Consider the following 12,290-nt stretch of genomic DNA (forward strand, 5'->3'; position numbering starts at 1 on the left):
ATAAACCCATGGCAACACAGATGACCTCACAATCAACAAACACAAACGGCCCGCGCAAATCGGACCGCTGGATCCCGTGGTACTTTGTTGGCGGTTTTGCTGTCATGCTGATTGCCAATATCTCGCTTATTACCTTTTCCATGACCAGCTGGAACGGGCTTGTCACCAAACACGCCTTTGAAGAAGGCAATAATTACAATGCCGCCATGTCTGGTGCAGCCCGCCAACAAGAACTTGGCTGGCGCAGCAAGCTATCGGTTGCAGGCGTCATAAACCAAAACGCGACCATTTCCGTACTGTTTCGCGATCGCGACTCCAATCCGATTACCGGGGCGAAAATGTCTGTCGTGCTGAACCGTTCAGACCGTGACGACCTTGATCAGACCGTACCGATGGTCGAAATCGCACCGGGCGAATATCGCGCCAGTGCCAATTTCCCGGTTTATGGCCGCTGGCAATTGCGTACCATCGCACATGCCATGGGGGATGATTACCAAACGGTCGAGTATGTCGTCGTACAGCCATGAACCAATCTGCCACCTGTCGCCATTGCGGAGAACGCGTCACATCCATGTCCCCTGCCGCGCCAGATTTTTGCTGCACGGGCTGTGAAGGTGCCTACGCGCTTTTGGGTGAATTGGGCCTGTCGTCCTATTACAAACGCCGCGCAATTGATCCCAAAGTTAGGGCCCTTCGCCCGGATGAAGAGGATTTCGGCCATTTCGATTTCACCGATCTTGCCAGCACAGATGCCAACGGCACGCATCACCTGCATCTGATGGTGGATGGCATTCATTGTGCCGCCTGCGTCTGGTTGATTGAAACCCTTTTGCAACGAAATGCTTCCGTCGTGGCGGCACGGGTCAATATGACCACACGCCGGTTGCGCCTGTCTTGGACGGGCAAGATTGAAGATGTCGATAACCTGCTGCGTCCTGTTCTTCAAATGGGCTATCGGGTTATTCCATTTGACCCGGCCGCCCTTGAACAGGCCACCCAGTCGCGCAACAAGGAACTGCTGCGCTGTCTCGCAGTTGCCGGTTTTGCCGCCAGCAACGTCATGCTGCTGTCTGTTTCCGTCTGGGCGGGATATTTTCAAGGCATGGGCGGGGCAACCCGTGATCTGTTTCATTGGATTTCCGCCCTGATTGCCGTGCCTGCTGCGACCTATGCCGGGATGCCGTTTTATCGGTCTGCCTTGGGGGCCATCCGCCATCGTCGGGTCAATATGGATGTACCAATCAGTCTGGGCGTGATCCTTGCCTTGGGCATGAGCTTGGCACAAACCATCCAAAGCGCGCCACACGCCTATTATGATTCGGCCATTACGCTTTTATTCTTTTTGCTGATCGGGCGTTACCTTGATGGCCGTGCCCGCGGGCAGGCCAGATCCGCTGCCGAACATCTTTTATCCCTTGGCGCGCGCTCAATCACAATCATTGAAGATAACGGCACCAGACGCCTTGTTTCTCCGGAAAAGGCAAACCCCGGCATGACCGTTCTGGTCGCTGCTGGCGAACGCATTGGCATTGACGGCGAAGTATCCGACGGCCAGTCAGATGTCGACACCAGTGTGATTACCGGTGAAAGCATCCCTGCCCAAATCAAGCCCGGCGCAACGGTTTTCGCCGGAACAACCAATATATCGGCCCCCTTGCGCATCCGTGTAACGGCAACAGGCAACAGCACGCTTCTGTCTGAAATCGTCCGCCTGATGGAAAATGCCGAACAGGGCCGGGCAAAATACGTCGCCATTGCCGACCGGGTGGCCAAGGCCTATGCCCCGGTGGTCCATCTATTGTCGCTCCTCACCTTTGTTGGCTGGTGGCTTGTAGGCGGCGTGCCGTGGAATGACGCGCTGATGAATGCCATTGCAGTGTTGATCATCACCTGCCCCTGCGCACTCGCCTTGGCCGTCCCCGTGGTCCAAGTCATTGCCACGGGCCGTTTGCTCCGTGCCGGCATTCTTGTCAAATCGGCAACTGCACTGGAACGGCTGACAAAAATTACCGGGGTGATTTTCGATAAAACCGGCACACTGACCACCGGCAAACCCGAACTATATGGCCCGGCTGATCCGGATGCACTGGCCCTTGCCGCCCAAATTGCCGCCAACAGCAACCACCCGTTATCCCGTGCGCTGGTGCGCGCTGTCGGCGATGTTTCACCACTCAAAAATGTGGTTGAAAAGCCGGGGCTGGGCCTGATGGTTGAAACACTTGCCGGTGAAATTCGTCTTGGCAGTCGACGTTTTTGCGATGTCGCCGAACAGGCCGATCTTCCCAGTGACATTTACGGGCCTGAAATCTGGATGACGCAACCGGGCCAATCCCCGATCCGCTTTGTCTTTCGCGATACCCCGCGTGCTGATGCCAGCGAGGTCATCGAACATCTGCGCAACGACGGGTTTGACATCAGCCTTCTTTCCGGCGACCGCGAACAAACGGTGCGACAATTTGCCGAAAGACTTGGCATTACCAAATGGCGTGCCCGTCTGACACCAACCGACAAGGCCGCCCATATTCAAAAACGACGTGACGCCGGTATGTTTGATCTGATGGTCGGTGACGGCATCAATGATGCCCCGGCCTTGGCGGCCGCCCACGCATCAATGTCCCCCGCCAGTGCGGCCGAAATTAGTCAGAATGCAGCCGACATTGTTTTTCAGGGCGACCGTCTTGGCGCAGTGATCGAAGCCCTTGATATCGCGCGTAAAGCCGACCGGCTTGTCCGGCAAAATTTCGCCATCTCCTTTACCTATAACCTGATCACCATCCCGCTTGCGGTATCGGGATTGGTCACACCGTTGATTGCGGCAATTGCCATGTCCTCGTCTTCGCTGGTGGTGATTGCCAATGCCTTGCGCCTGCACGCAAATGGCAAACAAACCCACAATCCGTCTTACCCGCAAACCTCGCCTGCCCCTCAACACGCCGGAGCCCCAATCACATGAGCAACCTTTTGCTGCTGATCCCGATTGCACTGTTTCTTGGCTTGCTTGGCTTGGGGGCGTTTCTATGGGCGCTTAAATCCGGACAGTTCGACGATATGGAAGGGGCCGCCAATCGCATCCTGTTTGACGATGATGATGACGATAAAACCCCACCACATAAGAATCTCGATCAAACTACACAAGATAAGAGTTAGAATAGCTTGAAACATACCTGCCTAATCGCATAGATTGTCATAGTCTGAACGTCTTGGATTACAAGCAACGGAGTTTGCAATGGCAGTCCGCCCCCAACTTTGCGAAGCCTGTTCCATTAAGGACCTGACGTTCTGCTCGTCTTTGCATGGTGCTGAGCACGACCATTTGCGCCAAATTCTGACCCATGTTCAGTTTGACGGACATAACACCATCTTCCACGAAGCCGAAGACGCCGACTATGTATTCAACATCACGTCGGGCTCGGTAAAACTTTACAAGCTTCTTGGCGATGGCCGTCGTCAGATCACCGGCTTTCTGTTTGCCGGTGACTTTCTGGGTCTGGCTCTCAATACAAATTACCGATACACCGCCGAGGCGGTTGAGCCTGTAACCGCGTGCCGCTTCCCGCGTCAAAAGCTTGAAAAACTGTTTGATGACTTCCCGCAGCTTGAAAAACGCATGCTGGGAATGGCTGTCGACGAACTTGCGGCCGCACAGGACCAGATGCTTTTGCTCGGCCGTAAAACCGCCAAGGAAAAAGTGGCATCCTTCCTGTTGATGCTGGCCCGCCGTCAGGAACATCGCGGCGAAGACAGCGACATGATCAGCATCCCCATGAGCCGTTCAGACATTGCCGATTATCTTGGCCTGACCATTGAAACCGTGTCGCGCACCCTGACCCAACTGCGCAAGGAAGCCACGATTTCACTAAAAGACAACCGACATATTGAAGCCGTCGGTCGCGAGATGCTCGAAGATCTTGCCGAAGGTTTGTAATTTTACTGTGCGCTTGCAACGCAATTTGTCCAAATCGGTCAATAACCTTCGAAAAGCACGGGAAAACATCGCTTAATTGCACGCTATTGGCCGAATTACTTATTTCGCGATTGCGAAAAAACATTTCCCGCGAATGGTCATCATATTGTAAACATGACCCCTCGCCTGACATAGATCGGGCAGCAAATTCCGGTAGGACCGGGGGAGAAACGTCATGAGTGCCACCAGCAAAAAGACGGGGCGGGTTTCCGTTCCGCAACTCCGTGCCCGCAAAGGCCTTGAACCGATTGTCTGCCTGACGGCCTATACAACACCGATGGCTCAACGCCTTGATGAACATTGCGACCTGCTTTTGGTTGGCGATTCACTGGGCATGGTTGTTTATGGCATGGAAAGTACCCTTGCCGTCACCGTCGATATGATGGTCAACCACGGCAAAGCCGTCATGCGCGGATCACAAAACGCCTGCGTTGTTGTTGATCTGCCCTTTGGCAGCTATCAGGGATCCAAGGAACAGGCGTTCCAGACCGCATCCCATATTCTGGCCGAAACCGGCTGTGCTGCGGTGAAGCTTGAAGGTGGGGCTGAAATGGCTGAAACCATCGAGTTTCTTAATGCACGCGGCGTTCCTGTCATGGCCCATATCGGCCTGATGCCCCAACAGGTCAACACCATGGGCGGGTTTAAAAGCCAGGGACGCGGCGATGATGCCGCCCAGAAAATGATCACCGATGCCAAGGCTGTTGCCAAGGCCGGTGCCTTTTGCGTCGTCGTCGAAGGAACGGTCGAAGGCGTCGCACGCCAGATCACCGAAACCATCGATATCCCGACCATCGGCATTGGGGCATCGGTTGCCTGTGACGGTCAGGTTTTGGTGACCGAAGATATCCTTGGCCTGTTTTCCGATTTCACCCCGAAATTCGTCAAACGCTATGCCAACCTTGGGGATTCCGTATCCGAAGCAGTTGGCAAATATGCCGAGGAAGTCCGTACCCGGAAATTCCCATCGGATGAACATTGCTTTGGCATTGCGAAAAAAGGTAACTTGCGCGCGGTTTAAGGGCTAAACCTGCCCATATGACCGCCGCAATTTCTGGAAATTTTCGGTTCGACGATAAAGATGTCCCTTACGACTGTTCACACTGTCGCTGATCTGCGCGCGACTGTCGCCAGTTGGCGCGCCGAAGGTCTTCGTGTTGCCTTGGTCCCGACCATGGGCGCGCTTCATGACGGCCATATCAGCCTGACGAAACTGGCCCTTGAACACGCTGACCGCGTGATCGTCAGCATCTTTGTCAATCCAACCCAGTTTTCCCCGGACGAGGATTTCGGTGCCTATCCACGCACCCTTCCTGACGATCAGAAATTGCTTGATGGAGCCGGGGTCGCCTTGTGTTTTGCGCCGTCGGTTGATGAAATGTATCCCGATGGCTTTGCCACCAAGGTTCATGTCGATGGTGGCATGACCAACGTTTTATGTGGTGCGGCACGTCCGGGCCATTTTGACGGGGTTGCCCAGATCGTCACCAAGCTTTTGCTGCAAGCCTTGCCTGATTGCGCAATTTTCGGCCAGAAGGACTATCAGCAACTGATGGTCATTCGCCGGTTTAGCGCCGATCTCAACATCCCGGTCGAGATCATAGGTGCAAAAATCCTGCGCGAAAAAGACGGCTTGGCCATGTCATCACGCAACCGATACCTGACACCCGATGAACGCGCGATTGCTCCGACACTGAACCGCGTTCTCGCCTCTATCACCGCTGCGGCGGCCTCCGGGGCCGACATTGGCCCGCTTTTGGCCAAGGGACGCGAAGATATTTTGTCGGCGGGTTTTGATCCGATTGACTATCTTGAAATCCGCGATGCGCAGACACTTGACCTTGTCACGCAAACCGTCACCAAACCGGCGCGAGTCTTCGTTGCCGCCCGTCTTGGCAAGGCCCGTTTGATTGACAATCACGCGATTGAGCCTTCTCATACTGCGGGTTAAACACCCGGTTGGGCTGGCAGAATCACTGATTGGGGCGTAATTGACTCAAAAAGCGCGATGTTCTGCGCTTTTGCGCCCAATAGCGCTTGACTCCCGACAGCCGATCCCATAAACCCTGCCTACCAAAGGTCGCCCCAGAGGTGACTCCCCCAGTCCTCGAGTTTTCGAGCACTGGGTTTTAGTTTTTTGTGCGCACACGGTGGAAACACCAGCAACACAGACGGGATTTGGAATGTTTGAAGGACTAAGCGATCGCCTTGGCGGGGTTCTTGATAAGCTGCGCAAACGTGGCGCGCTCAAGGAATCTGACGTCAAGGAAGCCATGCGCGAAGTACGCGTCGCCTTGCTTGAGGCTGACGTGGCGCTGCCGGTCGTTAAAACCTTCATCTCCAATGCAACCGAACGTGCGATTGGCGCGGATGTTCTGCGCTCGGTAACACCGGGTCAGATGGTTGTTAAGATCGTCCATGACGAACTTAAAAACATGCTCGGCGAAGGCGAAGAAATCAATCTTGCCTCCACCCCGCCCGTTCCAATCTTGATGGTCGGTCTGCAGGGCTCGGGTAAAACCACCAGTTCCGCCAAAATCGCGCTGCACCTGACCAAAAAACGCAACAAGAAAGTCCTTCTGGCATCACTCGATATTTACCGTCCAGCCGCCCAGCAGCAGCTGAAGGTTCTGGCCGACGATAATGGTTTGGGTATCCTTCCGATCGTTATGGGCGAAAAGCCGGTCTCGATTGCCAAGCGCGCCATGGATATGGGTCGCAAAGAAGGTTACGACGCGGTGATCCTTGATACCGCTGGTCGCCTGCATATCGACATGGAACTGATGAGCGAAGTCGCCCAGGTCCGTGATGCGGTCAACCCGGTTGAGACCCTGCTTGTTACCGATGCGATGACCGGGCAAGACTCGGTCAATGTCGCCAAGGAATTTGCCGAAAAAGTCGGCATCACCGGGATTGTTCTGACCCGTGTTGACGGCGATGCACGTGGTGGTGCAGCACTTTCGATGCGTCAGATTACTGGCTGCCCGATCAAGATGCTGGGTGTTGGCGAAAAAATCGACGAGATGGAAGCCTTCCATCCAGATCGTATTGCCAACCGCATTCTCGGCATGGGCGATGTTGTCAGCCTTGTTGAAAAAGCCGCGGAGAACATCAAGGCCGAAGACGCCGAGAAAATGGCCAAGAAGCTTCGTAAAGGTCAGTTTGACCTCAACGATCTTCTGTCCCAACTCAAACAGCTTCAGAACATGGGTGATCTTTCGGGCATCATGGGAATGTTGCCGGGCATGGGCGCGCTGAAAAAGCAGATGTCGCAGACCAAGCTCGATCCGAAACTTCTGACCCACCAGGAAGCCATCATCCTGTCGATGACGCCCAAGGAACGTGAAAACCCGGCCCTGATCAAGGCATCGCGCAAAAAGCGTATTGCCGCAGGTTGCGGACTTTCGGTTCAGGATGTGAACAAGCTTCTGAAACAATACCAGACCATGTCCACCATGATCAAAAAGATGGGCAAGATGGGTAAAAAGGGTCTGTTTGGCGGCATGCCGAAAATGGACCCGGCAATGCTTGAAGGCGGGGACATGCCCGACCTGAATAATTTGCCAAAAGGATTAACCGGTAGCGGCGGCGGTTTACCGCCCGGCTTCCCGGGATTAGGGGGCGGCGGTGGCATGCCTCCTGGATTTCCGGGGTTCGGCAAGAAGAAATAGCCAGACCCCAGATACTCGAACGTGTTCCTGAAAGTGTTCGTACCGAATTCTGATCAGGAACCAAACCGGCCCATAAAGCCGGCGCCCATAGACTAAATGAATAGGCCCCTCGGGGCCATGATGTAGAAGACTACAAACCCAAGCTGAAAGGAACTTATCCGAATGGCTGTTAAGATTCGTCTTTCCCGTGGCGGTGCCAAAAAGCGTCCGTACTACCGTATCGTAGTTGCTGACGTTCGTGCCCCGCGTGACGGCAGCTTCATCGAGCGTGTCGGTACTTACGATCCGATGCTCCCGAAGGATTCTGACACCCGCGTAACCTTCAAAGAAGAACGCATCAAATATTGGCTTTCAGTTGGCGCACAGCCGACCGAACGCGTTGCACGTTTCCTGGGCAAAGCTGGCCTGGCCGAAGCGTTCAAACCGACCGAACAGCCGCAGAAGTCTGCTCCGAAAGCGAAAGCTCAGGAACGTCTTCGCGAAAAAGCTGAAAAAGTTGAAGCTGCTGCTGCCGCTGCTGCGGAAGCCGCTGCCGAAGCAGCAGCACCTGCTGAAGAAGCTGCTGGCGAGTAATCGCTGAACGTACGCTTTGATCAGATACCGGAAACTTGTGAACCGAAATGGCTGATACCCGCAAATCCAAAAACGACGACGCTTATGTCTGCGTTGGCATGATCACCGCTCCACACGGGGTGCGTGGTGCTGTCCGCGTCAAAAGCTATACCGTCGACCCGGATAACCTTGTCGGTTACGGCCCGTTGTTCGATGCCAAGGGCCGCTTGAAATACAAGCTGTCCCCTGTCGGACATGTCCGCGACCAGTTGATCGCAAAGATCGAAGGTGTGGACGACCGGGACGCCGCCGAACGGCTGCGGGGAACCAAGCTACATGTACCGCGGACGGCACTGCCTGAAACGATAGACGAAGACGAATTTTATCTTGCTGACCTTGTTGGTCTGACCGCTTACCACATTGATGGTTCGCTGTTTGGCACTGTACGGGGTGTGGCTGATTTTGGCGCGGGCGATGTTATCGAAGTCGCGCTCGAAGAAGTCCGGGGCAAGGTTGTTGTTCTTCCGTTTACCAAGGAAGCTGTGCCAGAGGTGGTTCTGTCGGAACGCAAGCTGGTGGTAAATCCGCCCGAGGGGCTACTGCAAGATGAGGAAGGACCGGGCAATCGCGCACGTCGTCCGAACAAATCTCGCAAAGACTCTCAGGCCGACCGCGATTCTGATGCCGTCTCTGCTGATGCAGTAGGCGCGGAAAACGCGACCGGCAGCGGGAAGGAGGCCTGATCGATGTCTGTGTGGCAGGCAAAAGTTGCAACATTGTTCCCGGAAATGTTTCCGGGCGTTCTGGGTCAGTCCTTGGCTGGCCGGGCGCTCGAAAACGGGATCTGGTCGCTTGATGTCAAAGACATCCGCGATCATGCAACCGACCGCCACCGCACTGTAGACGACAATCCTTTTGGGGGCGGGGCCGGTATGGTCATGCGCCCGGATATTGTCGACGCCGCCCTGTTGGAATTGCGTGCATCTGCACCGCAGTTACCGCTGATTTACCTCAGCCCGCGGGGAAAAGTGCTGAACCAGAAACGTTGCCGTGAATTGGCAATGGGTCCGGGTGCCATCCTGCTTTGCGGTCGTTACGAAGGTATCGACCAACGGGTTCTGGATGCACATCAGGCCGAAGAGGTCAGCATCGGTGATTACATCCTCATGGGCGGCGAACTGCCGGCCATGGTCCTGATTGAATCGTGCATTCGCCTGATCGAGGGAACGGTCAATACGACCGCCTCCGTTGATGAGGAAAGCTTTGAAACCGGGTTGCTTGAATATCCGCATTACACGCGCCCGGCCAATTGGAACGGGCGTGACGTGCCGGAGATTTTGCTTTCCGGTCATCATGCCAAGGTACAAGCCTGGCGGCATGCTCAGGCAGAAGAAATTACCCGTGAGCGGCGACCCGACCTTTGGGACGCGTATGTTGCAAACGGGCACATCAAAGAGGGTTAAACCATGACCAATATCATCCAGCAGCTCGAGACCGAGCAGCTCGACAAAATCGCTGCAAAGCGCGAAGTCCCGGAATTCGACGCAGGTGATACCATTCGTGTACACCTGAAAGTCATTGAAGGTACCCGCGAACGTATCCAGATGTTCGAAGGCGTATGCATTGCGCGTAAGAACCGCGGCCTGAACTCTTCCTTCACCGTGCGTAAAATCGCATCGGGCGAAGGTGTTGAGCGCGTATTCCAGAACTACTCCCCGGCCATCGACAAAATCGAAGTCGTTCGCCGCGGTGACGTTCGTCGCGCAAAACTTTACTACCTTCGTGGTCGTACCGGTAAATCTGCACGTATCGCCGAGCAGACCACCGGCCACAAAGGCAAACTGACCGCCGCAGAACGCACCAAAAACAAGAAGTAATTCTTGGCGTTCCGATGTGTCGGAAGAATAAGCGGGCTCACCTTCGGGTGGGCCCGTTTTATTTTGTCAGACCCACGGGCAAATCCGACCTGATGACGTGATCACCTGAAAGCCAAAGAACTCCGGGCCGGCCACCAAGTGATCAAGCACACAGAAATACATCCTATGCGTGCATTATACCGAATCGCATGATTTCCACCCGATTTCCCAATGCCCGCAGAAACCATACGATATTTTCATCAGCTTTCATTATATCAGATATCTCTTACCTATCTGGATTCTGTCGCATTTAGCTACTATGGGATGCTGTTTTTCCCACGACTCTATTTAAGGGTGTGCCGCACGGAAAAACACCCGCCCGGCGGCTTGCGATTTAAGGACCGAGGTGTATAAAGGCACTCCCGCGGCAAAAACGATCAAACCCGCGCGGTTCTGGATAATAATATTTCGCAAGCCGGGATAAACCCGGATGCCCGGAGGAACAGGCGACCAAGCGCGCCAAACCGTATCGCACCCCACGGGTGTTATTCGGTCGAAATCCCCGGTTTAATGTCCGATCTGCGCACCAAAGTCTGATCGTCGCTGCATATGAGATCGATTTTAAGAGGAGGTCGAGATGGGTGCGCCTAAAACCCTTTTTGACAAGATTTGGGAAAGCCATGTGGTCGACACGCAGGATGATGGAACCTGCCTGATTTATATTGACCGTCATCTTGTCCATGAAGTGACCAGCCCGCAGGCCTTTGAAGGCCTTCGTAATACCGGTCGCAAAGTGCGCCATCCTGAATTGACCCTTGCCGTGCCCGATCATAACGTTCCGACGTCTGATCGCTCCGAAGGCATCAAGGAAGAAGACAGCCGCATTCAGGTTGAAACCCTTGATAAAAACGCTGCCGATACCGGCATTCATTACTTCCCGATGTCTGACCTGCGTCAGGGCATTGTCCATATTGTCGGCCCCGAAGAAGGCTTTACCCTTCCTGGTGTGACGATGGTTTGTGGTGACTCGCACACCTCCACCCACGGCGCGTTCGGCGCACTGGCCTTTGGCATCGGCACGTCCGAAGTCGAACATGTTCTCGCCACCCAGACGCTGGTTCAAAAACCGGCCAAAAACATGCTGGTCAAGGTCGAAGGCGATCTGCATCCCGGTGTGACCGCCAAGGACATCACCCTTGCCATTATCGGCCGTATCGGCACTGCTGGCGGTACCGGTTATGTCATCGAATACGCCGGTTCTGCCATCCGCGCCCTGTCGGTCGAAGGCCGCATGACGGTTTGCAACATGTCGATCGAAGGTGGCGCACGCGCTGGCCTGATCGCACCGGATGAAAAAACCTTTGAATACATCAAAGGCCGTCCGATGGCGCCAAAGGGTGCCGCATACGAACAAGCCGTCGAATACTGGAAGACCCTGCCGTCTGACGAAGGTGCGCATTACGACAAGATTGTCGAACTTGATGCAGGCGATATCGTTCCGCAGGTCACCTGGGGCACCAGCCCCGAAGACGTCGTTCCGGTCACCGGCAAAGTCCCGGCGCCGACCGATGTTTCCGATCCGGGCAAACAAAAAGCCATTGCCCGTTCGCTGGAATACATGGGTCTGACCGCAGGAACACCGATCGAAGACATCAAGATTGACCGTGTCTTTATTGGCTCTTGCACCAACGGCCGGATCGAAGATCTGCGTGCTGTTGCCGTTGTCGCAAAAGGCCGCAAGGTTTGCGAAACCGTCAATGCCATGATCGTTCCGGGTTCTGGTCTAGTCAAAGAACAGGCCGAGGCCGAAGGCCTGCATGAAATCTTTATCGAGGCTGGTTTTGACTGGCGTGAACCGGGTTGTTCGATGTGTCTGGCGATGAACCCGGACCGTCTGGAACCGGGTGAGCGTTGTGCATCAACCTCGAACCGTAACTTCGAAGGCCGTCAGGGCCGTGGGGGTCGCACCCATCTGGTCAGCCCGGCCATGGCAGCAGCGGCTGCGATCACCGGTCATCTGACTGACATTCGTAAACTCGGTTAAGAACAGGTTCCCATGGCAGAACAAGCCCTCATCAATTTTCGCGAAAGCGCGCCCCGACTGGGACGCGCCCCGGTGCTCGAACATCTGTTGCCGCAACTCACAGGCATTAACCTGCCCGATTTTGTCGCACAGGAAATTGACGCAACCGAAGAATTGATCGAAGCACTTGGTCTCGCGTGGGAAACCGGAAGCAAGGGATAAGA

Annotated in this window: 13 protein-coding genes; all 13 read left to right on the forward strand. The window is 54.9% G+C overall.

Going from position 1 to position 12,290, the window contains the following annotated elements; all coding sequences use genetic code 11:
- The first annotated feature begins 8 nt into the window (after positions 1 to 8).
- Complete coding sequence (locus tag COO92_RS14095) at positions 9 to 527, forward strand: FixH family protein (protein WP_022731644.1); 519 nt, start codon at positions 9 to 11, stop codon at positions 525 to 527.
- Positions 524 to 2,953: a heavy metal translocating P-type ATPase gene (locus COO92_RS14100; RefSeq protein WP_101303103.1), complete on the forward strand. Its 2,430-nt coding sequence runs from the start codon at positions 524 to 526 to the stop codon at positions 2,951 to 2,953. Before COO92_RS14095 ends, COO92_RS14100 begins: the two co-directional genes overlap by 4 nt.
- Positions 2,950 to 3,147: a cbb3-type cytochrome oxidase assembly protein CcoS gene (gene ccoS, locus COO92_RS14105; protein ID WP_101303105.1), complete on the forward strand. Its 198-nt coding sequence runs from the start codon at positions 2,950 to 2,952 to the stop codon at positions 3,145 to 3,147. Before COO92_RS14100 ends, ccoS begins: the two co-directional genes overlap by 4 nt.
- A gap of 79 nt (positions 3,148 to 3,226) precedes the next feature.
- Positions 3,227 to 3,925: a cyclic nucleotide-binding domain-containing protein gene (locus COO92_RS14110; RefSeq protein WP_101303107.1), complete on the forward strand. Its 699-nt coding sequence runs from the start codon at positions 3,227 to 3,229 to the stop codon at positions 3,923 to 3,925.
- A 214-nt stretch (positions 3,926 to 4,139) separates the two neighbouring features.
- The gene (panB, locus tag COO92_RS14115) at positions 4,140 to 4,985 is read left to right on the forward strand and encodes a 3-methyl-2-oxobutanoate hydroxymethyltransferase (protein ID WP_022731648.1); all 846 of its coding nucleotides are present in this window, start codon (positions 4,140 to 4,142) and stop codon (positions 4,983 to 4,985) included.
- A gap of 60 nt (positions 4,986 to 5,045) precedes the next feature.
- Positions 5,046 to 5,915, forward strand: a complete 870-nt coding sequence (gene panC / locus COO92_RS14120) for a pantoate--beta-alanine ligase (RefSeq protein WP_101303109.1) — start codon at positions 5,046 to 5,048, stop codon at positions 5,913 to 5,915.
- 232 nt (positions 5,916 to 6,147) lie between these two features.
- Positions 6,148 to 7,635 carry a signal recognition particle protein gene (gene ffh / locus COO92_RS14125; RefSeq protein ID WP_101303110.1) on the forward strand — a complete coding sequence of 496 codons (1,488 nt, stop codon included), beginning with the start codon at positions 6,148 to 6,150 and terminating at the stop codon, positions 7,633 to 7,635.
- A gap of 162 nt (positions 7,636 to 7,797) precedes the next feature.
- Positions 7,798 to 8,208, forward strand: a complete 411-nt coding sequence (gene rpsP, locus COO92_RS14130; protein ID WP_022731651.1) for a 30S ribosomal protein S16 — start codon at positions 7,798 to 7,800, stop codon at positions 8,206 to 8,208.
- Between the two features lie 47 nt (positions 8,209 to 8,255).
- Entirely contained in the window at positions 8,256 to 8,930 is a 675-nt protein-coding gene (gene rimM / locus COO92_RS14135) for a ribosome maturation factor RimM (protein ID WP_022731652.1), read from the forward strand.
- Positions 8,931 to 8,933: 3 nt separating this feature from the next.
- Positions 8,934 to 9,650 carry a tRNA (guanosine(37)-N1)-methyltransferase TrmD gene (gene trmD / locus COO92_RS14140; RefSeq protein ID WP_101303112.1) on the forward strand — a complete coding sequence of 239 codons (717 nt, stop codon included), beginning with the start codon at positions 8,934 to 8,936 and terminating at the stop codon, positions 9,648 to 9,650.
- Positions 9,651 to 9,653: 3 nt separating this feature from the next.
- Entirely contained in the window at positions 9,654 to 10,064 is a 411-nt protein-coding gene (rplS, locus tag COO92_RS14145) for a 50S ribosomal protein L19 (RefSeq protein ID WP_022731654.1), read from the forward strand.
- A 616-nt stretch (positions 10,065 to 10,680) separates the two neighbouring features.
- A complete protein-coding gene (gene leuC, locus COO92_RS14150; RefSeq protein ID WP_101303114.1) occupies positions 10,681 to 12,087 on the forward strand; it encodes a 3-isopropylmalate dehydratase large subunit in 1,407 nt (468 codons plus the stop codon).
- A gap of 12 nt (positions 12,088 to 12,099) precedes the next feature.
- Positions 12,100 to 12,288, forward strand: coding sequence for a hypothetical protein (locus tag COO92_RS14155; protein ID WP_101303116.1), 189 nt, complete (start codon positions 12,100 to 12,102; stop codon positions 12,286 to 12,288).
- Positions 12,289 to 12,290 lie beyond the last annotated feature (2 nt).

Source organism: Thalassospira lohafexi (genome assembly GCF_002844275.1).
Taxonomy (GTDB): domain Bacteria; phylum Pseudomonadota; class Alphaproteobacteria; order Rhodospirillales; family Thalassospiraceae; genus Thalassospira; species Thalassospira lohafexi.

What these genes read in the sequence shown, in the direction of transcription:
- panB (WP_022731648.1), top strand. Translation starts at nt 4,140, where the DNA reads ATGAGTGCCACCAGCAAAAAGACGGGGCGGGTTTCCGTTCCGCAACTC.
- COO92_RS14110 (WP_101303107.1), top strand. Translation starts at nt 3,227, where the DNA reads ATGGCAGTCCGCCCCCAACTTTGCGAAGCCTGTTCCATTAAGGACCTG.
- rimM (WP_022731652.1), top strand. Translation starts at nt 8,256, where the DNA reads ATGGCTGATACCCGCAAATCCAAAAACGACGACGCTTATGTCTGCGTT.
- COO92_RS14095 (WP_022731644.1), top strand. Translation starts at nt 9, where the DNA reads ATGGCAACACAGATGACCTCACAATCAACAAACACAAACGGCCCGCGC.
- ccoS (WP_101303105.1), top strand. Translation starts at nt 2,950, where the DNA reads ATGAGCAACCTTTTGCTGCTGATCCCGATTGCACTGTTTCTTGGCTTG.
- rplS (WP_022731654.1), top strand. Translation starts at nt 9,654, where the DNA reads ATGACCAATATCATCCAGCAGCTCGAGACCGAGCAGCTCGACAAAATC.
- leuC (WP_101303114.1), top strand. Translation starts at nt 10,681, where the DNA reads ATGGGTGCGCCTAAAACCCTTTTTGACAAGATTTGGGAAAGCCATGTG.
- ffh (WP_101303110.1), top strand. Translation starts at nt 6,148, where the DNA reads ATGTTTGAAGGACTAAGCGATCGCCTTGGCGGGGTTCTTGATAAGCTG.
- rpsP (WP_022731651.1), top strand. Translation starts at nt 7,798, where the DNA reads ATGGCTGTTAAGATTCGTCTTTCCCGTGGCGGTGCCAAAAAGCGTCCG.
- trmD (WP_101303112.1), top strand. Translation starts at nt 8,934, where the DNA reads ATGTCTGTGTGGCAGGCAAAAGTTGCAACATTGTTCCCGGAAATGTTT.
- COO92_RS14100 (WP_101303103.1), top strand. Translation starts at nt 524, where the DNA reads ATGAACCAATCTGCCACCTGTCGCCATTGCGGAGAACGCGTCACATCC.
- panC (WP_101303109.1), top strand. Translation starts at nt 5,046, where the DNA reads ATGTCCCTTACGACTGTTCACACTGTCGCTGATCTGCGCGCGACTGTC.
- COO92_RS14155 (WP_101303116.1), top strand. Translation starts at nt 12,100, where the DNA reads ATGGCAGAACAAGCCCTCATCAATTTTCGCGAAAGCGCGCCCCGACTG.